The organism is Limnobacter sp. 130 (assembly GCF_902506325.1).
Lineage (GTDB): Bacteria > Pseudomonadota > Gammaproteobacteria > Burkholderiales > Burkholderiaceae_B > Limnobacter.
Genome location: NZ_LR732328.1, coordinates 1,178,048 through 1,196,955, shown reverse-complemented (window position 1 = coordinate 1,196,955; position 18,908 = coordinate 1,178,048). Strand labels below are relative to the sequence as shown.

Genomic DNA, 18,908 nt, shown 5'->3' with positions numbered 1-18,908 from the left:
TTATGGGTGAAGGCACTTGCACTGACCATCATAAGTTCGGACAAAAACCGATTTCACTCTTTCTGTTTTTTCACCACCGCATATCGCTCAAGCGTTTTTTTCCTCGCCACATCATGTTCCACCACAGGCCTTGGGTAGGTTTCGCCCAGCACAACCCCTGCCATTTGCAGCTCGAACGGCGGGCATTCAGCGGGGTTGTGAATGTACTTGTTGGAAAGCTTGCTCAGTTCGGGGCAGTACTTGCGAATGAATTTGCCGTCGGCGTCAAATTTTTCAGACTGACTGTGGGGGTTGAATATGCGGAAGTAGGGTTGCGCATCGCAGCCTGTGCTGGCAGCCCATTGCCAGCCACCATTGTTGGCGGACAAGTCAAAGTCGTTCAATTGCTCAGCGAAATAACGCTCGCCCCAGCGCCAGTCAATCCCAAGGTCTTTGGTCAAAAAGCTGGCGGTGACCATGCGTAGCCGGTTGTGCTGGAAGCCGGTTTGGTTCAATTGGCGTTGCGCTGCGTCGACCAGGGGGTAGCCTGTCTTGCCTTCACACCAGGCCTTGAAAAGGCGTTTTGCCTTCTCGTCATCATCCCAGCGAATTTGGTCGTATTCAGGCTTGAAGGCTTTTTCGGCAGCATCGGGGCGGTGGTAAATGATCTGGAAGTAGAAGTCGCGCCAAATCAACTCGTTCAACCAACCCATTGCGCCTTCGCTGCCATCGAATTTGAACCTGTCGTAGGCCGCCTTGGCCAGCCTGCGAATGGAAATGGTGCCAAAGCGGTTGTGCACACTCAGGTAGCTCACCCCTTTCACCGCAGGGAAGTCTCTTTTGTCCTTGTATTTGTCGATGCGTTCCAGAAAATCCTCAAATGCATCGAGTGCACCTTCTTCGCCGGGTTTGATCATGTCCAGCAAATTGGTGCGCGTGAATCCCATGTCTTCCAGGCTGGGGGACGGCAGGTTCTTGTCGGCCGCCAAAGAATCAATGTGCGCCTCGCTGGGGTAGGGGGTTAGGTGGAATGCATCCAGTTTTTTCAGGCAGGCGTTTTTGAATGGCGTAAACACACTAAAAAACTTACCGGCCTGGGTCAAAACTTCGTCCTCTTCAAAAATGGCCTGGTCTTTAAAGCGGAACAGTTCAATACCCTTGCCCTGTAAGGTTTTGCCCACCGTAATGTCTCGGTCAATGGCAGCCGGTTCATAGTCTTTGTTGGTGAACACGGCTTGCACACCCAGTTTCAAAGCCAGTTCAGGAATCGTTTTCTCGGCGTGGTCGTGCACCAGGTGCAGGTCGCCGCCAAAGTCCTGAAGCTTTTTCTTCAAGGCCATGCAGCTTTCCCAAATGAACTCAACCCGGCGATCGGCTTTGTTGCTTAGTGCATCCAGAATGGTTTTGTCGAAAACAAATACGCAATGCACCTGTTTGCAGTGCTTCAGAGCGTAGAACAGCGCGGCGTTGTCGTGGGTACGCAAGTCGCGTCGGAACCAAACAAGACCTTTGGCGTACTCGCCTGGCTTGGGTTGGGTAGATAAAGGGTGGTTCTCGAGAAGTGATGCAGCCATGGGGAACAACTTAAATTGGGTTGGTCTGTGCGCTTTAAGGAGGGTAGAGGAACGCCTACCCACTTTTGCACAGTTAAAAGGCATTACAATTTTGGCATGAGCGAGACCGAAATTTCTACACCCACTGAATTTAGCTTGTCTGGTCAGTTGTTGATCGCCATGCCGAATATGCTCGACCCCAGTTTTGCGGGGTCCGTGGTGTATTTGTGTGAGCACTCTGGCAAGGGTGCCATGGGTTTGGTCATTAACCGACCAACCGACCTGCCCATTGAAGGTTTGCTCGAGAAAATCAATGTGGACATTGAAGGCTACTTGCCTACGCATTACCCGGTCATGATGGGCGGGCCCGTTGCCGCCGAGCGCGGTTTTGTGCTGCACACCGAGCCTTTGAACTGGAACTCCTCCCTGAAGGTGAACGACGAAATTTCCCTGACCACCTCGCGCGATATTCTTGAAGCCGTGGCCCGCGGCGAAGCGCCCGGCAAATGGCTGATCACCCTGGGCTATGCGGGTTGGGGCGAGGGGCAACTTGAAGAAGAGCTTGCCCAGAATGCATGGCTGACCGTCTCGGCCAATCACGAAATATTATTCGACACGCCTTTGGAAGAACGATTCGCCAGCGCTTACGCCATGCTGGGCATCGACCCCGCCTTGATGAGCGGTTCCGCGGGGCATGCGTAACAAGATGCAAACACCCAAGCCTACCCAATACCTGGCTTTTGATTTTGGATTAAAACGAATTGGTGTCGCATTCGGTAATTCGCTGACCAAAACGGCCAGCGGTGTGGCGGTGGTCGAGGCTCAAAACGACGATCAACGATTTGGCAAAATTGAAAGTTTGATCAAAGAATGGCAGCCAGAAGGTTTGGTGGTGGGAGTACCACGCCAGCCTGACGGTGCCAGCAACGAATTAACCACTCGATGCGAACGCTTTGCCCGTCAACTTGAGGGGCGTTTTGCCCTGCCGTGTGCCATGGTGGACGAGCGTTACACCAGTGCGATCATGGAAAGCTGCATGGGAGGCAAGGCCGCCCGCGAGAACAAGGGCCGAGTCGACATGGGCAGTGCCTGCCTGATTCTGGAACAATTTTTTCTGGAGGGACGATGAGCCTGCCCAACCCCGAAGCCCTGTATGCCCGATTGCGAGATCAAATTGAGAAAGCCTTTCCTGACTGTTCCGAATTGGGTTTGATCGGCGTTCACAGTGGTGGCGCATGGATCGCTGAGCGCTTGCACAAAGACTTGAACTTCAGCTTGCCTTGCGGATTTCTGGACAGCGCTTTTTACCGCGACGACTTTTCCGAGCGTGGGTTAAAAGAGACGCCCAAACCTGCAGAGGTTCCATTTGACGTACAGGGACGCACCATTTTGTTGGTGGACGATGTGCTGTACACCGGTCGAACCACGCGTGCCATTGTGAATCACCTGTTCGATTTTGGTCGCCCCGCAAAAATTGAGCTGGCCGTGTTGCTGGATCGTGGTGGCCGAGAGTTGCCGATTGATGCACAGTACGTGGGCAAGCACTTGCCCTTAAAACCAAATGAAGCGTTTGTATTGACCCAAGATGATCAAGGTGCTTTCCGCCTGGAGCTGGAGGTAAAACCAAATTGAATAACCCTCAACTGAACGCCGCGGGTGAACTGATTCACCTGTTGAGTATTGAAGGGCTGCCCAAGGCGATGATCCATCGCATTCTGGACACGGCAGAGTCATTTTTGTCGGTGACCGATCGCGAAGTGAAACAAGTCCCTTTGCTGCGCGGTAAATCGGTGTTCAATGTGTTCTTTGAGAATTCCACCCGAACCCGTACCACGTTCGAGATTGCGGCCAAGCGTTTGTCCGCCGATGTGGTGAACTTGAACATTGGTTCGTCGTCGACCAGCAAGGGTGAATCGCTGATCGACACCATCGACAACCTGGCAGCCATGTCGGCTGACATGTTTGTGATGCGCCACTCGGAAAGCGGCGCGCCAACCTTCATGGCCCAGCACTTGAACCGCACCAGTGGCGGCACCATTCATGTGATCAACGCAGGCGATGGTCGGCATGCCCACCCCACGCAAGCGCTGCTCGACATGTACACCATTCGCCACTACAAAAAAGATTTCACCAAATTGCGTGTCGCGATTGTTGGCGATATTTTGCACAGTCGGGTGGCACGTTCAGATATTCACGCATTGACCACGCTGGGTTGTCCGGAAGTGCGCGCAGTAGGCCCCAGCACCTTGCTGCCAAACCACCTGGACAACATGGGTGTGCGTGTATGCCACGACCTGGTGGAAGGCATCAGGGATTGCGATGTCATCATTATGCTGCGCTTGCAGAAAGAGCGCATGACAGGCGCGCTGATTCCTTCTGCCCAAGAATATTTCAAGCATTTTGGTTTGACCGAAGAGAAGTTGCGCCATGCCAAACCCGATGCAATTGTTATGCACCCAGGCCCCATGAACCGCGGGGTTGAAATTGATTCTGCGGTCGCCGATGGTCCCCAAAGCGTGATCTTGAATCAGGTGACTTTCGGGATTGCGGTGCGCATGGCGGTGATGAGTATTCTGGCGTCGTCCAGCAAAAGCGCTTAAATTGAACAACGAGGACAAACAATGCGAGTGTTGATTTCTGGCGGACGTGTGATTGACCCCAGCATCGGTATCGATGCGATCATGGATGTTGCCGTGGCCGCAGGCCGCGTGGTGGCGGTGGCCCCCAAAAGTGAAATGCCCGCCGACTTCGCGCCCAGCAAAACCATTGACGCCACTGGCTTGTGGGTATTTCCCGGGCTGGTGGACTTGTCCGCACGCCTTCGTGAGCCTGGCTATGAATACCGCGCCACGCTGGAAAGCGAAATGGAAGCGGCCATGGCGGGTGGCATTACCTCGCTGGTGTGTCCACCTGATACAGAACCCGTGCTGGACGAACCTGGCTTGATCGAAATGCTCAAGTTCAAGGCCCGCCAATTGAACCTGTCCAAGGTGTACCCGCTGGGCGCCCTGACCACGGGTTTAAGTGGCGAAACGTTGACTGAAATGGCCGAACTGACAGAAGCGGGTTGTGTTGGTTTCAGCCAGGCGGAATCGCCCATTCGCGATTTGCGGGTGCTGTTGCAAGCCATGAAGTACGCCCGCAACTTTGGGCTCACGGTTTTTTTACGCCCAACCGAACCCAACTTCAGCAAAGGCGGTGTGGCCCACGCGGGTGCTTATGCTTCTCGCATGGGCTTGAGCGGTATTCCCGTGATGGCGGAAACGATCGCTTTACAGGCCTATTTTGAGCTTGTGCGGGCCACCGGTACGCGCATGCACATTTGCCGCATCAGTTCTGCCAAGGGTATTGAGCTGGTTCGCCAAGCCAAGGCGGAAGGCTTGCCGGTCACTTGCGATGTGGCAATTCACCATGTGCATTTGACCGATTTGGACATTGGCTTTTTCGACCCCAATGCCCACCTGATTCCGCCTTTGCGGGAACAACGCGACCGGGACGCCATTCGCGCCGGTTTGCTCGATGGCACCATTGATGCCATTTGCTCGGACCACACCCCCGTGGACGACGACGCCAAGTTATTGCCGTTTGCCGAAAGCGAAGCCGGTGCAACCGGGCTTGAACTCTTGTTGACCTTGGCGGTGAAATGGATGCGTGAGCAAAATGTGCCGCCTGCGCGAATTGTGGAATTGTTGTGCGGCAACCCAGCCGACATTATTAAAGTTCAGGCAGGCAGCCTGCGCACTGGCATGCCGGCAGACCTTTGTTTGTTCAACCCCGATGTGGACTGGGTGGTGGGTGAAGCAAGTTTGATCAGCCAGGGCAAACACACGCCATTCAATGGTTTTCCCATGCAGGGCAAAGTACAACTGACCATGGTCAACGGGAATGTAGGCTACAGCAGCCTTGATAAAAGCAAAATGAAAGTGTTGGCGGCTTAAGGGCTTTCAGGCTTAGGGACTTCAAGGCATGCGTAAAGTGTTCATGTTGCTTCGTCTGGTGACGCATCTGTTGTACGGTTTTGTAGTGGCTTTGGTGTTTTGGCCGTTGTTGGGCAAGGCTTTGAGGCAGGGCGTTGAAAAGCGTTGGGCACGCCAATTACTGGGCATTTTGAATGTGCAGGTGAAAGTGGTGTACGAATCGGTGGAATCAAATTACGCCATTCACCAACCCTGTTTGCTTTACAGCACCCATGTGTCCTGGCTCGATATTTTTGCGTTCAACAGCATTCATCCTGTGACCTTCATTGCCAAGTCTGAAATTTCAAAATGGCCCATTGGTGGTTTGCTGGCCAAGCGCAGCGGCACGCTGTTTATTGAGCGGGGCAAACGCCACGCCGTGCGCGATGTGATTCACGCTGCGGTGAAAGTGCTGGGCTCGGGGCGCTGTGTGGCTGTGTTTCCTGAAGGAACAACCGGGCCTGGCGATGCGCCTTTGCATTTCCACAGCAACTTTGTGCAACCCGCCATTCAGGCCCATGTGCCTATGTTGCCTGTGAGCTTGCAGTACTTCACCCCCGATGGACAGTTTTCAGCCGAGCCCGCCTTTGTGGGCGAGCAAACGCTGCTGGAGAACATTCAGGTTTTGATGAACAGCAAGACCGGTTTCGTGGTGCAGTTGTACATTCATGCACCGATTGATACCGATGGGCGAACCCGGCATGAACTCAGCGATGAAGCGCACCTGAAGATCTGCGAATTGTGCCGGCAAACCAGTGGTGCAAGTTCAAGCGAGTAGGCCGGGTTTAAGGAATGGCAGGCAAGGGTGGCTCGACCGCCTCTACCTGAATAATGGCTTCATCTTCAAGCCGCAGCGCCGTCAGTTGCCCGCCCCACACACAACCTGTGTCCAGACAATATCCCGCCTTGTTTTTCAGTGCCCCCAATGTAGACCAGTGCCCAAATACAATTGGCCCTTCGTTTGCAAACTCGCGTGGGGTATCAAACCAAGGCTTCAGGTCGGGCGGCGCGTCGGCAGGTTCCAGTTTGTATTTGAAATCAATTTTGCCGTCGTCGCGCACCATGCGCATGCGAGTAAACACATTCACAATCAAACGCAGGCGATCAAATCCTTCGAGGGTGGGGTCCCAACGATTGGGCTTGTTGCCATACAATTCGGCCATGAATGTTTTCCATTCGGGGCCCGCCAGCATTTGTTGCACTTCACCGGACAACTGAACGGCATCGCTGAAACTCCATTGGGCCAGAATGCCCGCATGCGTCAGCAAAGCATTGTGCAGTGTGTGGTTAACGTTCGGCAGGCGCAAGGCCAAAGGCTGGCTGCGTAGCCAATCAATCAGTTCCTGGCCGTCGGGCGCGTTGACCACTTCAGCAATGGTGTCGCTTTCGTGGCTGCGGCCACTGTTGCACCACAGGGCCAACAGGTGCAAGTCGTGATTGCCCAGCACGGCGTGGGCGCGTTCCCCCAGGCTTTTTACAAACCGCAGGGTATCCCGCGATTTTGGGCCGCGATTCACCAGGTCGCCTGCAAACCACAGCTCGTCAAGCTGGGGGTTGAATTGCACCTTGTCCAAAAGCTTGAGTAAAGAATCCAGACAACCTTGAACGTCGCCAATCACATAGTTGGCCATATTGAAAACAAACCAAAACAACGAAAGTAGTATTATGCCTTGTGTATGTGCTTTCAATGCGACAAGGCCATTGCGTCTTCTTTTTCCTTATTTGACTAATTCAGGTATTCACCCATGAGCATCTCCTCCTCCATTTTCAAGGCCTATGATATTCGCGGCATTGTGGACGACACATTGACCGAAGACGCAGCGTATTGTGTGGGCCGTGCTTTGGGGCAATTGGCACTAAGCCGTGGCAAGAACGAGGCAGTGGTAGGGCGCGACGGTCGCCTTTCCGGCCCGCGCCTGTGCGGTGCTTTGGCTGACGGGTTTCGCGATGCCGGTGTGAATGTTGTGGATGTGGGCATGGTGGCCACCCCCTTGGTTTATTTTGCAACCTTCTTGCTGGGCAATGGCACCGGGGTGCAGGTCACCGGCAGCCACAACCCTCCGCAGTACAACGGCCTGAAAATGATGGTGGCGGGTGAAACGCTGTATGGCGACACCATTCAGGGTTTGCTGAAATGGATTCAAAATGAAAAGCCTGTGCGTGGCGTGGTGCCTGGTGTGCAGCGTGGCGGCTACCGCGAGCTGAATGTGTGGCCCGATTACCTGGGCAATATTCTGGGCCACATTAAATTGGCGCGCCCCATGAAAATTGCAGTCGATTGCGGCAACGGAGTGGCTGGCGCATTTGCCAAAACCCTGTACGAAGCCTTGGGCTGTGAAGTCACCGAATTGTTTTGTGAAGTGGATGGCAACTTTCCCAACCACCACCCCGACCCAGCCCACCCTGAGAATTTGCAGGATTTGATTGCCTGCGTGAAAAACGGCGATGCTGAAATTGGCTTGGCTTTTGACGGCGACGGTGACCGCCTGGGTGTAGTGACCAAAGACGGTGAAATCATTTACCCCGATCGCCAGTTGATCTTGTTTGCCCGCGATGTAATTGCACGCAACCCGGGTGCCATGGTGATTTACGATGTGAAGTGTACGCGCCATGTGGCCAAGGCTGTGAAAGCAGCGGGCGGCGAACCCTTGATGTGGAAAACAGGACATTCCCTGATCAAAGCCAAGTTAAAGGAAACTGGGGCACCGCTTGCTGGCGAGATGAGTGGCCACGTGTTTTTCAAAGAACGCTGGTTTGGTTTTGATGACGGTCTGTATGCAGGTGTGCGTCTGCTTGAAATTCTGTCGCGCGGCAGTGACCCCAGCGCAGAATTGAATGCGCTCCCGAACTCATCCAGCACGCCTGAATTGCAGTTGCAAACTGCCGAAGGCGTGAACTTTGAAATCGTCAAGCGCTTGCAAGCTGAAGGAAAGTTTCCGACTTCAGAATCCGTGAATACCATTGATGGTGTGCGTGCAGAATATGCAGATGGCTTCGGGCTTGCACGCCCGTCCAATACAACACCGGTGGTGGTCATGCGCTTTGAAGCCGACAGTGATGAAGCATTGGCACGCATTCAAGGTGAATTCAAGGCGGCTATTCTTGCCGTGGCCCCCGACGTTAAATTGCCTTTCTAAATGAGTACCGTGAACGATTCTGAAATGATCGAGGCCACTCGGCTGTGGGTGGAGCAGGTGGTTGTGGCCTTTAACCTGTGCCCATTCGCAAAACGAGAATTGGTGAAAAACCGGGTGCGTTTTGTGGTGAGCCAGGCAGTTGATGAAGCCACTTTGCTGGATGAGCTGGCACATGAATTGGCGCTGCTGAATGTGGATGAATCAGTGGAAACCACTTTGCTTATTCATCCCCGGGTATTGCAGGATTTTTACCAGTACAACGATTTTCTGGAATTGGCTGACCAACTCTTGGTGGATATGGACCTGGAAGGTGTGTATCAAGTGGCCAGCTTTCATCCAGAGTATCAATTTGGCGGCACAGAACCTGACGATGCCGAAAACTACACGAACCGTTCCCCCTACCCAATGCTTCACCTGCTGCGTGAAGACAGTTTGAGCGACGCAATCGACAGCTACCCGGAAGTTGATTTGATCCCGGAGCGCAATATTGAATGCATGAATGAGCAAGGTGTGGAGAAAATGCGTGCTTTGCTTGAAGCCTGTTTGCGCAACGATTCTGGGGCAGATCGCTGATTCTGAGTTTGCTTCACATTGTGAATTAACGTTACAAGTTGGAAAACATGGCCAAAGCCAATCCAGAGAAGTTGAACTGGAAAGTGTCGATTGTTGATTTGATGAAGTTGTTGGGATTGGACAGCAGTTTGGCGGCGCGCAAGGAATTGGCCGCTGAGTTGGGATGCCCGGCCGAGAAAATGGGCGATTCTGCTCAAATGAACATGTGGCTGCACAAAACCGTGCTTCAAAAACTGGCGGACAACGGGGGCAACATTCCGGCTGATTTGCTGGATTGATTGTTGAATATTTGTTGATGAATAAAACGGTTGTGGTGCCACACACCACAATCTTTCAGATTTGGTGTTTGACTCTAATCCGAGAAAAGAAAACAGCCGCCTTAACGCAAAGTAAAGCGGTGGTTATATTTCCGCGGTTTTTGAGTTTTTCTTCTAGTCCAAAACCTTGGATGTAACTCTGGAGTTTCGAGGAAAGCCTCGAAAAATCTAGTTGAAAGGAAATCGGGGTGCTTGCAAACTAAGGGCTCACATCCCTCCTCTTTTGCTTCTGAGGTTTGCCCGATTAACCATATCGGGCATTTTTTTTGCCTATTTTCTGGGCACTGTTTCCCAATTCAAGTAGCATTGCGCCTGTAACAAACAAGCGATCAAGCCGTGGCCACATACACAGTCAAAGAGATGTTTTATACCCTGCAAGGCGAAGGCGCCCAAGCTGGCAGGGCGGCTGTATTTTGCCGGTTTGCAGGCTGTAATTTGTGGACGGGTCGCGAAGAAGACCGGGCAACAGCTGTTTGCAAGTTTTGTGACACGGATTTTGTCGGCACCGATGGCGTGGGTGGGGGCAAATTCAAGGATGCAGCAGCGCTGGCGCTGGCCATTGCCAATGCATTTGAAGGCGATTCAACATGGAACAGACCCTATGTGGTGTTTACTGGTGGAGAGCCCACGCTGCAGTTGGATACAGCCTTGATTGAGGCAGTGCATGCCCAGGGATTCGAGATTGCCATTGAAACCAACGGCACCTTGCCTGTGCCTGCGGGCGTGGACTGGATTTGCGTCAGCCCGAAATTTGGCAGTGAGCTGGTGCAAACCACCGGCCACGAATTGAAAGTGGTGGTACCGCAGTTGGGCCAAGACCTGGATGCATTGGGTCAACTGGATTTTGAGCATTATTTTGTGCAAGCCATGGACGACGCTGAACCAGCCAGGAAAGCAAAGAATATGCAGGTGGCCATTCAAACCTGCCTGCACAAACCCCAGTGGCGTTTGAGCGTTCAAACCCACAAAGTGATCGGAATGCCATGAAAGTATTCAAGCAATTTACCTTTGATGTAGCCCACCAATTGCCAGACTGGCCCGGTCTACATGGGCACAGCTACACCGCCGAGGTGTGGTTTGAAGGCCCAGCCAAAGATGGTTATGTGGTGCCTGAAAGCCTGCTGAGCGAACAGGTGGGCGCTGTGCACAAGCGCCTTGATCATTCGTATTTGAATGAATTTATTGAGCTGCCCACCTCGGAAAATATCGCCCGCTGGATTTGGGATCAGCTTCGCCCGGTCGGACCTTTGATCAAAGTGAAAGTGTTTCGCGGGTCAATCGGATTCGGGGTTGAGTTTGACCTGGAAGATGCGAAAGCTGAAGGCCGAGCGTGAGGTAAAAATATTACGCCAAAATTTTCTTCGCCTTGTCGCTGGTGATCTGCTGCGCCCACACAAACTGCCTTGAGTCGTCGGCAGTCATTGGTCGGGCCAGTCCAAAACCCTGTAGCTCAAGTACACCCGATTCAATCAGAAAGTCCCGTTGCTCGGCGGTTTCAACGCCTTCAGCCACCACGCCCAGACCAAGCGCCTTTGCCATGGCCAATACGGTTCGGGACAAGATAACGCTGTCGGTTTTGTTGGGCAAATTGCTCACAAACGAGCGGTCGAGTTTGATGGATTGAACCGGCATGCGGTGCAGGGTGGCCAGCGAGGAATAACCCGTGCCGAAATCATCGATCGACAAAGAAACGCCCAGTTCATGCAAGCGGTTCAGGTCTTGTAAAACAGTGTCCTGATTCTGCATCAATACGGTTTCGGTCAATTCAAGCTCAAGCAGTTTGGGTGGCAGGCCACTCAGTTTAAGCACCTTTTCGACAGTGCCGCACAGTTTGCCATCCAGCAATTGGATACCCGATACATTCACAGAAACACTGATTGGATTCTTCAGTTTTTTATTGGTGTCTTTCAGCCATTTGCAGGCTTTGCGCATGACCTGTTCACCCATGGGAATGATCAGTCCTGTTTCCTCAGCGATCGGAATGAACTGGGCAGGGGGAATCAGCTCGCCAGTGCGTGAACGCATGCGCGCCAGGGCCTCAACGGAACAAATGGAGCCGTTGGCATTGAATCGCGGTTGGTAATGCAATTCGATGCGGTCGTGCAAAATTGCATCGTGCAAATCATTTTCCAGATCAACCTTGGTTTGCAAGGTGGCACTCATATTTGTGTGGAACACGCGCACCGTATTTTTCCCGGCCTGCTTGGCCTGATACATCGCAATGTCGGCATGTTTCAGCAAGCCCTCAACATCGGTGGCATCGGTTGGGAACAGGGCCACACCCACAGAGGCACCCACATAAATTTTCTTTTCACCCAGCTCAAACGGTTTTTTGCTGACGGCATCCACCACCTTGCGGCCCACATTGAATGCGGTGTCTTGGTCGGCAATGTAGGGCAGGGTGATTACAAATTCGTCGCCCGACAAACGGGCAACAATGTCGGAACTTCGAACCACGCTGCGCAAGCGTTTGGATACGGCAATCAGCAGGTCGTCTCCCCGATCATGGCCAAGCGTGTCGTTCACCGCTTTAAAGCCGTCCAGGTCGATGAACAGCAAGCCCAGTTTGAAGTCCTGAACCTGGTCGTTGCCAAGCAGTTCTTGCAGGGTTTGCGACAAGGCCAGGCGGTTGGGAAGACCCGTTAACGGATCGTGTGTGGCTTGATGCCGCATTTTGCTTTCATTGCGCTTGATCGAACTGATGTCGGTGAAGAAAATCGAGATCAGCTCGTCGCTGGGGTAGGCCTTGACTTGGTACCACATGTCATTGGCGGGGTCTTGCCACTGAAATGTTTCAGGCTGCATGCTGCCTTTGGCCTGATTCACATATTTAAACAGCGGCGTTTTCTTCAAATGGGGGGCACGTTCCCACACCATTCGACCCAGCAAAAGTGCAGCACTTTTGCCCAGCAATTCGGCGCCTTTCTCATTCAGGTAGTTCACGTAGCCATTCATGTCGATGGCAAAAAATGCATCGTCCATGGACTCAAGAATGTTGTTGATTCGTTCTTCGCTTTTCAGCAAGGCTTCTTCAAGATGAATGTTGCTCGAACGGCCAATCAGGAGAATGTCTGCACCAATACAGGCAGCTGTCCAGTCGAAGTACACCACATCATTGAAGGTGTTGCGCAGGCGAAAGGAACCATCGGTAGAGCCGGTTTGATATTTCACCTGGTCAAGCACCCGCTTGAACTGACCTACATCGGTGCGAAACACCAGGTTTGCAGCATCCAGGTTTTGCAGTTGTTCGCTGCTTTGCCCCAAAAACTCCTCCAGCGAAGGGCTGACCTTTTTGATTCGCCCTTTGTCGTCAACACTGAGTAACACGCTGGTTGGAATTTTTTTGTCGGCGCTCTCGGCTGAATCAAGCCGTTGCTCTGGGGTGTTGGTCGTTGGCAGTGCCGATGACGGTTTGCCATGCTTGACCTCTTGTTCGTGAAGCACGCCAAATTCGCCATGGGCCAGCATTTGCAAACGAAACCACTGCTCATTCACCTTGACATGGCCGGTCCAGCCTTGTTGGCGAAGCAAGGCGTTGGACAGGGCGCGGTAAATGGACATGCCATACCGGCTCACAATTAATTCACCGCCCGATTTGAATCCCAGTTCTTGCCGAAACAATTTGCTTGCAGCGATCAGGCTGAGTTCACCCGTGACGTGTCCCAGCAAGGCGTAGCGAAAGGCTCCACTGTCCAGCAATTCATTGATCAATGGATCATCCAGAATATTGCTCAGGCTCATACATCGAACCTCGAAAGCCGCTTCTCCATTTCACGCATCAAATCATCGGAACGCAAAATGGTTTGAACCGTGCTGGCCAGCGTACGGAATGCACTCTCGGTGCGCGTTTGCATGCCTTCCATGGCACCCAGAACTTCCCAGCCCTGGCGTTGATTGCCATGACCATTTTCAACCCATTGGTGCGTTGATCTGTCGATCGACACCAGCTGATTTTCAATGGCACTCAGACCACTTTTCAGAACATCCATTCTGCCCATGAAAGCATTGGTACGCTCATTCAGATTGTCCAGTGTTGTCAGGGTGGCTTGCAGTTGTTGGGCAGCGCCTGGCGACAGCTCCTTCTGGACTTCCTTGTGCAAGGCCTGTATTTGCTGGCTTGAATCAAATGCCTGTTTGCTGATGCGTTGCAACTGCTCCAAAGATTGATTCAGTTCATTGAGCAGATCAAAACTGTCCTCTGTGACCTTTTTGGACAATTCAGCAGTGCTTTGACCCATGCGTGTTTGATTGCCCAGACTTTGGACGAAGTCGCGCAGCTTTTTGGAAGCCAGCGAACTCTCTTCAAAGTGCTGGTTGTTGTCCGAGCCCAATTCTTTGGCAATTTGCGACAATTCGCGAATGTCGGTCCGGAGCATTTTGAATGCAGCAACCACGAACGCCATGTTGTCGGCGTAATCATTGAACACCTGGCCCATGGGGGATGTTCTGCCCAGTTCATCGGTTTGTGCGCGAACCCGCAGGTTAATACCTTTCTCTTTGTCCAGATAGGCCAGTAATTTGGTGCTTTCTTCGGCAGCCAGTGCGTGTTGGCGAAGCACCTGTGCAATCACTGTGAGCAGCAACACTTCGGTGGCGATATAGAAACTATGAAGGGCTACTGCGGGCAGACCTGAAAAGGGGCCGCGAAATATATAACAGTCGAAGCCCGCTTGTTGAAGCATGTCGAACACAATGTGATGAATCACAATGAACAGGCCCATGCTGAGCAGGGGGCGTGTATCCCGATAGGCCAGCATGACTGGCAGCAACATGAAAAAACTGAAATGATATTCAGGCAAACCGCGTGAAATGTGCACGTGCAGTGCGCCCATGCCGACCAGCAGCAGCGCATTGATGTGCATGGTCAAGGGGTGGCCTGCATATAGCCGGGTGACCACCAGGCTGCCTAGAAACAAAGGAATTCCCCAGCCGAGGGCTTGGGCAATGTTGTTGTAGGCAAAGCCTTCCAGCGCAGCAAATGCAAGGCAAACAAAACTGACCACCACGCACAGCCAGTCGGCATTGATGCGTATTGAGGCGAAATCAGTGGCGTTGGCTGCCGCGCCAGACAGCTTGCTTAAAAATGCGAAAAACCCGCTAGAGGGTAGTTGCACCCGGGTGTGGGAGGCGTGTTGTTTCAGGGCCGAGTGCTGGGCATGCATGGTGAATTCTCGAAATTGACTTTGTCCAAATGTTAATTTCGAGAGTACCGGAAGTTATTTCCACTCAATCACCTGAATAGAGTGGATTTTCACCCTTTCAGAATCGTTCCTCCGGGGTCAGCAAACGCCACTGCCCCACAGGCAGGTCACCGAGCATCACGCGGCCAATTCTTACCCGTTTCAAGCCCACGACCCTTAGGCCCACGATCTCGCACATGCGGCGAATTTGTCGTTTTTTGCCTTCGTTCAAAATGAAGCGAAGCTGGTCCTCGTTTTGCCAACTCACGCGGGCAGGTTTCAAGGCTTCACCGTCCAGGCTCAGGCCATAACGCAGCATTTCCAGCCCACGGTCAGTCAATTCACCTTCAACTCGAACCAGGTACTCTTTTTCCACCGTGCTGTTGGCGTCGATCAATTGCTTGGCAATGCGGCCGTCTTGTGTCAATACCAACAAGCCCGTGGAGTCGATGTCCAGGCGGCCAGCCGGTGCCAAACCTTTCAACATGGCAGGTTGAAATGGAGTGGATGTTTTTCGATCCGCCTGGTTTTCAAGGCTTAAGCATTCCATGGCGGCTTTGTAGCGGCCTTCGGGTTGACCGGATACCACGCCAATCGGCTTGTGATACAAAATGGTGACTTGTTTGCCCAGCACGTTTTTCGCGCGAGCGTCCAGGTCGATCGTGACGGTGGGCAGCACTTTGGCACCCAGTTCGTCGACTACTTTGCCATTCACACGGACCCAGCCGTTTTCGATCAGGTAATCGGCCTCGCGACGGGAACACAGTCCTTTGGCCGCCATGATCTTGCTCAATCGTTGCGGCTCGAATGGGTCCAGCATGTCGAGTGTGTTGGTGCCAGTCACCTTGCTGCGGCGTGGGCGCGCTGTGCCTGCCGTTGGGGCGGTGGGGGCGCTGCGCAGGGCGGCACGGTTGCGGTCGGGTTTTGCCGGTACAGCTGCCTTGCTGCTTGCTGCACCCGGTCGGCCACGACCGGCCGTGGCAGGTTTCTCAGCCACGGCTGTTTTGTTTCGGTTGCTGGGGCGTGCGGGTGGGCCAGAACGGCCCAAGTCGCCACTGCGGCCTGCGCTGCCATTGCGGCCTGCGGGTTTTTTCATGATTTCAGGGTGTCCTTGTGCATTGAGGCCGTATTGTAGGTGAAATCAATGGCTTAGGCTATGTCCTCTGCAGATCGGGTGGCAACAGCTTGTACAACACAGGGGTGACCAGGCGACCAATAAAGGTTGATGAAATCAATCCACCAATAATGACCCACGCCAGCGGCGAATAAAGTCCGCCACCTTGTAACGCCAGTGGCAACAGGCCGCCCACAGCGGTGGCGCTGGTCAGCAAAATCGGCAGAAAGCGCGTGCGGCCCGCTTCTTCAATCGATTCGTCCAGTCCCTTGCCTTCTTCGCGCAACTGGTTGGTAAAGTCCACCAACAAAATCGAGTTCTTGATTTCAATCCCGATGAGCGCAATGAAACCGATCATGGCCGTGAAGCTGAGTGAGTTGCCGGTCAGGAACAGTGTCACCATGCCCCCAGTGACCCCCAGTGGAATCACGAACAGCACAATCAGCGTGCTTTTGAAGCTGCCAAATTCCAGCACCAGAATGGCGAGTATGCCGAACACGGTAACTAAAATGGCTGTGCCAAAACCTGCAAAGCTTTCCTGTCGGCTTTTGACTTCTCCGGCCATTTTGTAGCGGTATCCAGTAGGCAGACCCATTTCATCAATTTGCCTGGCCACTTCGTTGCTGATTTTTTCCGTGTTGTAACCCGTGCGGGTGTAGGCGGTGAGTAGCACAGCGCGCTCTCGGTCAAAGCGGTAAATGCTGTTCAGGTTGTCGTCCAGTTCGAGCGTGGTGAGTTGGGTCAACGGCACGGCTTGCCCTGTGCGGGCAATCACATGAAAGTCATCCAGCGCACTCAAACTGCTTCGTGCGCCCGCAGGGCCTCGTACGCTGATGGTGTAGGCATCACCGTTGCTTTGGCGAATTTCCCCTGCATTGGCTCCTGCAATCGCCAAGCGTACAGCCTTGTCCAACTCGGCCGAGTTCACACCCAGCAAACCAGCTTTCTCGAAATTCACCTTCAAGCGCAGGTCGCTACGCCCGGTGCGCTGGGGATTGTCGACGTTTTGTGTACCCGGGGTGGCCAGCATGATTCGCTCAACCTGTGCAGACAATTCGCGAAGCGTTTCAATTTCGGGGCCCACCAAACGGATACCAATGGGCGCATCAATCGGCGGTCCATTCTCGAACTCACGCACAATCAAATTGGCACCCGCAATGGTTTTTAGCTCGCCGCGAATGGTATCGAGCAGCTTGGGGGTGTCGTCGTTGTACTCCTTCAGTTGAACAAACAGTTCACCCACGTTGGATTGTTTGTCTTGCTGGAACACGTTGTAATAAATTTGCGGATTGCCTTCACCCACCGTGGCCATGACAGCAGTAATTTCGTCGAACTGGCTTAGCTTGTTTTCAACTTGTTTCACCACGGTGTCGGTGGCGGTCAGGCTGGAGCCTGGTGGCAAGCCCACTTCGATGACAAACTGGGGTGTGTTCGCTTTGGGAAACAGCGACATACCCATGAGTGGTGCCAGGCCGAGGCTGGCTACAAACAGGATCAGCGAAGCGGTAACCACTGTTTTCGGGGTTTGCAAGGCGCGGTGAAGCAGGGGGGTGTAAATTTTGTCAATCAACCCCATCAGCTTTTGCAGCACAATGTTGCCGTGTTCATTTTCCTCTTTTTTCAGCACACGGCTGGCCAAAAACGGAATGATGGTCAGCGCAACAAACAGGGATGCGATCACGGTGAAAACCACCGCAACGGGCAGCGAGCGAATGAACTTGCCGGCATTGTCGGGCAGCATTAACAGGGGCAGGAATGCAAACAACAGCGTTGCAGTGCAGCCCAAAACAGCCAGTGAAATTTGCTTGGTTGCCAGGCGTGCAGCATCCACCCGGTTGTATCCCATGCGCAGGTAACGCGCAATGTTTTCAATCACCACAATTGAATCGTCAACCAGCAAACCCAAGGCAACCACAAGGCCTGCAATCGAAAGCTGGTTGAGCGAAAAGCCGGCATAGTACAAACAGGCCAGGCCGGTAAGCAGGGACAGCGGTACACTCACCATGACAATGCCCGAGGCGCGCAAGCCCAGTGGCAGCAAGGTAATCAGCACCAGCGTTACAGCAAGGCCAAAGTCGAAGGTCAGGCGATCAATTCGCTTCTCCACGTTTTTGTATTGCTCAAACCCGCGTTCAAGCTTGATGTTGTGCGGCAATGTTTTCTCGAACTCGTCTGCTGTTTCCTGCAATGCTTTTTGGGTCACAAAAATATTGCGCTTGTCTTTCTGGTTGGCGGTAACAAACACCGCACGCTGGCCATTGAAGCGGGCCATTACTTCCTGGTTTTCATAGTCCCATTGCACATCGGCCACATCGCCTACGCGAACCAGGCGACCACCCAAATCGCCGCCCGTACCCGTGCCTGCAATGACTGTGTTTCTGATCTCCTCAACGCTGCGGTACTGGCCTGATGTTTGTACGTTCAGTCGGCGTGCACCTTCTTCAACAGGGCCGCCTGGAATGTTCAACGACTCGCCTTGAATAACCCGTGCCACATCAGCTGCTTGCAGTCCCAGTTCTGCCAGTTTTTTAAAGTTCAGGCTAACGCGCACTTGCTGTTCAGGATAGGCCCAGCTTTCGCTTTCGCGTACCGAAGAAATTCGCTCAAAGGCCTCTGACAAATCCTCTGCATAGTTGGCCAGGTCGGCGTAGCTGGCGGTTTCAGACACCAGGGAATATTGAATGATGTTGGTGAAGCCCGGGTTGATTCGCTCAATTTCCAGTTTTTGAATGCCTGCCGGAAGGCTGTCGCGAATGCTGTTCAATTCACGGTTGACTTCGTCGAACTTTTTGTCGACATCCACTTCTGCATTGAAACGCACAAACACCACGCCACCACTGTTTCGCGAGGTTGACAGCATTTCTTTCAAGTCATCCAGGCTACGAAGTGCATCTTCAATGGGCTTGGCAACTTGCTGCTCCATTTCGCGCGGGTCGGCTCCGGGATAAATTACATTGATGCGAAACGCGCTGATGTCGAAGTAGGGGTCTTCGGTTCTGGGAATGTTTTGATAGGCGCTGATACCGATTGCGGTCAGCAGGAAAAAAATCACCAGCGTGAACTGGTAATTCTTGATTGAAAAGTCCGAGAGTTTCATTT

The 18,908-nt window shown here is 53.1% G+C and carries 16 protein-coding genes and 1 pseudogene; 11 read left to right on the top strand and 6 right to left on the bottom strand.

Annotated elements, in window-relative coordinates; all coding sequences use genetic code 11:
- Positions 1 to 53: 53 nt before the first annotated feature.
- Positions 54 to 1,553: a deoxyribodipyrimidine photo-lyase gene (locus FRIGORI9N_RS05665; protein WP_159568863.1), complete on the bottom strand. Its 1,500-nt coding sequence runs from the start codon at positions 1,551 to 1,553 to the stop codon at positions 54 to 56.
- Between the two features lie 96 nt (positions 1,554 to 1,649).
- On the opposite strand from FRIGORI9N_RS05665, the gene FRIGORI9N_RS05660 reads away from it, so the two are divergent.
- Genes FRIGORI9N_RS05660 through FRIGORI9N_RS05635 form a run of 6 tightly spaced genes read left to right on the top strand, consistent with a single transcriptional unit; the run spans position 1,650 to position 6,266 of the window.
- Entirely contained in the window at positions 1,650 to 2,234 is a 585-nt protein-coding gene (locus tag FRIGORI9N_RS05660) for a YqgE/AlgH family protein (protein WP_159568862.1), read from the top strand.
- On the top strand, positions 2,227 to 2,661 hold the full coding sequence (ruvX, locus tag FRIGORI9N_RS05655; RefSeq protein WP_159568861.1) for a Holliday junction resolvase RuvX: 435 nt from the start codon (positions 2,227 to 2,229) through the stop codon (positions 2,659 to 2,661). The genes FRIGORI9N_RS05660 and ruvX overlap by 8 nt, the downstream gene beginning before the upstream one ends.
- Positions 2,658 to 3,164, top strand: a complete 507-nt coding sequence (pyrR, locus tag FRIGORI9N_RS05650; protein ID WP_159568860.1) for a bifunctional pyr operon transcriptional regulator/uracil phosphoribosyltransferase PyrR — start codon at positions 2,658 to 2,660, stop codon at positions 3,162 to 3,164. Before ruvX ends, pyrR begins: the two co-directional genes overlap by 4 nt.
- On the top strand, positions 3,161 to 4,132 hold the full coding sequence (locus FRIGORI9N_RS05645) for an aspartate carbamoyltransferase catalytic subunit (protein WP_159568859.1): 972 nt from the start codon (positions 3,161 to 3,163) through the stop codon (positions 4,130 to 4,132). Before pyrR ends, FRIGORI9N_RS05645 begins: the two co-directional genes overlap by 4 nt.
- Positions 4,133 to 4,153: 21 nt before the next feature.
- Positions 4,154 to 5,470, top strand: coding sequence for a dihydroorotase (locus FRIGORI9N_RS05640; RefSeq protein ID WP_159568858.1), 1,317 nt, complete (start codon positions 4,154 to 4,156; stop codon positions 5,468 to 5,470).
- Positions 5,471 to 5,498: 28 nt separating this feature from the next.
- On the top strand, positions 5,499 to 6,266 hold the full coding sequence (locus FRIGORI9N_RS05635; RefSeq protein WP_159568857.1) for a 1-acyl-sn-glycerol-3-phosphate acyltransferase: 768 nt from the start codon (positions 5,499 to 5,501) through the stop codon (positions 6,264 to 6,266).
- 7 nt (positions 6,267 to 6,273) lie between these two features.
- Here the strand turns inward: FRIGORI9N_RS05635 and FRIGORI9N_RS05630 are convergent, their stop codons facing one another.
- Positions 6,274 to 7,119: a symmetrical bis(5'-nucleosyl)-tetraphosphatase gene (locus tag FRIGORI9N_RS05630; RefSeq protein ID WP_159568856.1), complete on the bottom strand. Its 846-nt coding sequence runs from the start codon at positions 7,117 to 7,119 to the stop codon at positions 6,274 to 6,276.
- Positions 7,120 to 7,233: 114 nt separating this feature from the next.
- Between FRIGORI9N_RS05630 and FRIGORI9N_RS05625 the strand changes: the two genes are divergently transcribed.
- The 5 genes and pseudogenes from FRIGORI9N_RS05625 (at position 7,234) to FRIGORI9N_RS05605 (ending at position 10,849) form a co-directional block, all read left to right on the top strand.
- Positions 7,234 to 8,625, top strand: coding sequence for a phosphomannomutase/phosphoglucomutase (locus tag FRIGORI9N_RS05625; protein WP_159568855.1), 1,392 nt, complete (start codon positions 7,234 to 7,236; stop codon positions 8,623 to 8,625).
- Entirely contained in the window at positions 8,626 to 9,198 is a 573-nt protein-coding gene (locus tag FRIGORI9N_RS05620; protein ID WP_201301416.1) for a DUF1415 domain-containing protein, read from the top strand.
- 38 nt (positions 9,199 to 9,236) lie between these two features.
- Positions 9,237 to 9,476: pseudogene (locus FRIGORI9N_RS05615) on the top strand (DUF3597 domain-containing protein); the annotation flags it as partial.
- Positions 9,477 to 9,851: 375 nt separating this feature from the next.
- Entirely contained in the window at positions 9,852 to 10,502 is a 651-nt protein-coding gene (gene queE, locus FRIGORI9N_RS05610; RefSeq protein WP_256366101.1) for a 7-carboxy-7-deazaguanine synthase, read from the top strand.
- The gene (locus FRIGORI9N_RS05605; protein ID WP_159568853.1) at positions 10,499 to 10,849 is read left to right on the top strand and encodes a 6-carboxytetrahydropterin synthase; all 351 of its coding nucleotides are present in this window, start codon (positions 10,499 to 10,501) and stop codon (positions 10,847 to 10,849) included. The genes queE and FRIGORI9N_RS05605 overlap by 4 nt, the downstream gene beginning before the upstream one ends.
- A gap of 10 nt (positions 10,850 to 10,859) precedes the next feature.
- Here the strand turns inward: FRIGORI9N_RS05605 and FRIGORI9N_RS05600 are convergent, their stop codons facing one another.
- The 4 genes from FRIGORI9N_RS05600 to FRIGORI9N_RS05585 all read right to left on the bottom strand — a co-directional run bounded on the left by FRIGORI9N_RS05600 (position 10,860) and on the right by FRIGORI9N_RS05585 (position 18,906).
- Positions 10,860 to 13,256 (bottom strand): bifunctional diguanylate cyclase/phosphodiesterase, encoded by a 2,397-nt coding sequence (locus tag FRIGORI9N_RS05600; protein WP_159568852.1) that lies wholly within the window; start codon positions 13,254 to 13,256, stop codon positions 10,860 to 10,862.
- Positions 13,253 to 14,677, bottom strand: coding sequence for a hypothetical protein (locus tag FRIGORI9N_RS05595; RefSeq protein ID WP_159568851.1), 1,425 nt, complete (start codon positions 14,675 to 14,677; stop codon positions 13,253 to 13,255). The genes FRIGORI9N_RS05600 and FRIGORI9N_RS05595 overlap by 4 nt, the downstream gene beginning before the upstream one ends.
- A gap of 97 nt (positions 14,678 to 14,774) precedes the next feature.
- Positions 14,775 to 15,515: a pseudouridine synthase gene (locus FRIGORI9N_RS05590; protein WP_201301446.1), complete on the bottom strand. Its 741-nt coding sequence runs from the start codon at positions 15,513 to 15,515 to the stop codon at positions 14,775 to 14,777.
- Positions 15,516 to 15,849: 334 nt separating this feature from the next.
- Positions 15,850 to 18,906, bottom strand: a complete 3,057-nt coding sequence (locus FRIGORI9N_RS05585) for an efflux RND transporter permease subunit (RefSeq protein ID WP_159568849.1) — start codon at positions 18,904 to 18,906, stop codon at positions 15,850 to 15,852.
- Positions 18,907 to 18,908 lie beyond the last annotated feature (2 nt).

Bases quoted from the DNA above. Each gene is read 5' to 3' on its own strand.
- FRIGORI9N_RS05665 (WP_159568863.1), bottom strand. From the start codon at position 1,553: ATGGCTGCATCACTTCTCGAGAACCACCCTTTATCTACCCAACCCAAG.
- FRIGORI9N_RS05660 (WP_159568862.1), top strand. From the start codon at position 1,650: ATGAGCGAGACCGAAATTTCTACACCCACTGAATTTAGCTTGTCTGGT.
- ruvX (WP_159568861.1), top strand. From the start codon at position 2,227: ATGCGTAACAAGATGCAAACACCCAAGCCTACCCAATACCTGGCTTTT.
- pyrR (WP_159568860.1), top strand. From the start codon at position 2,658: ATGAGCCTGCCCAACCCCGAAGCCCTGTATGCCCGATTGCGAGATCAA.
- FRIGORI9N_RS05640 (WP_159568858.1), top strand. From the start codon at position 4,154: ATGCGAGTGTTGATTTCTGGCGGACGTGTGATTGACCCCAGCATCGGT.
- FRIGORI9N_RS05635 (WP_159568857.1), top strand. From the start codon at position 5,499: ATGCGTAAAGTGTTCATGTTGCTTCGTCTGGTGACGCATCTGTTGTAC.
- FRIGORI9N_RS05630 (WP_159568856.1), bottom strand. From the start codon at position 7,119: ATGGCCAACTATGTGATTGGCGACGTTCAAGGTTGTCTGGATTCTTTA.
- FRIGORI9N_RS05625 (WP_159568855.1), top strand. From the start codon at position 7,234: ATGAGCATCTCCTCCTCCATTTTCAAGGCCTATGATATTCGCGGCATT.
- FRIGORI9N_RS05620 (WP_201301416.1), top strand. From the start codon at position 8,626: ATGAGTACCGTGAACGATTCTGAAATGATCGAGGCCACTCGGCTGTGG.
- FRIGORI9N_RS05605 (WP_159568853.1), top strand. From the start codon at position 10,499: ATGAAAGTATTCAAGCAATTTACCTTTGATGTAGCCCACCAATTGCCA.
- FRIGORI9N_RS05600 (WP_159568852.1), bottom strand. From the start codon at position 13,256: ATGAGCCTGAGCAATATTCTGGATGATCCATTGATCAATGAATTGCTG.
- FRIGORI9N_RS05595 (WP_159568851.1), bottom strand. From the start codon at position 14,677: ATGCATGCCCAGCACTCGGCCCTGAAACAACACGCCTCCCACACCCGG.
- FRIGORI9N_RS05590 (WP_201301446.1), bottom strand. From the start codon at position 15,515: ATGCTGGACCCATTCGAGCCGCAACGATTGAGCAAGATCATGGCGGCC.
- FRIGORI9N_RS05585 (WP_159568849.1), bottom strand. From the start codon at position 18,906: ATGAAACTCTCGGACTTTTCAATCAAGAATTACCAGTTCACGCTGGTG.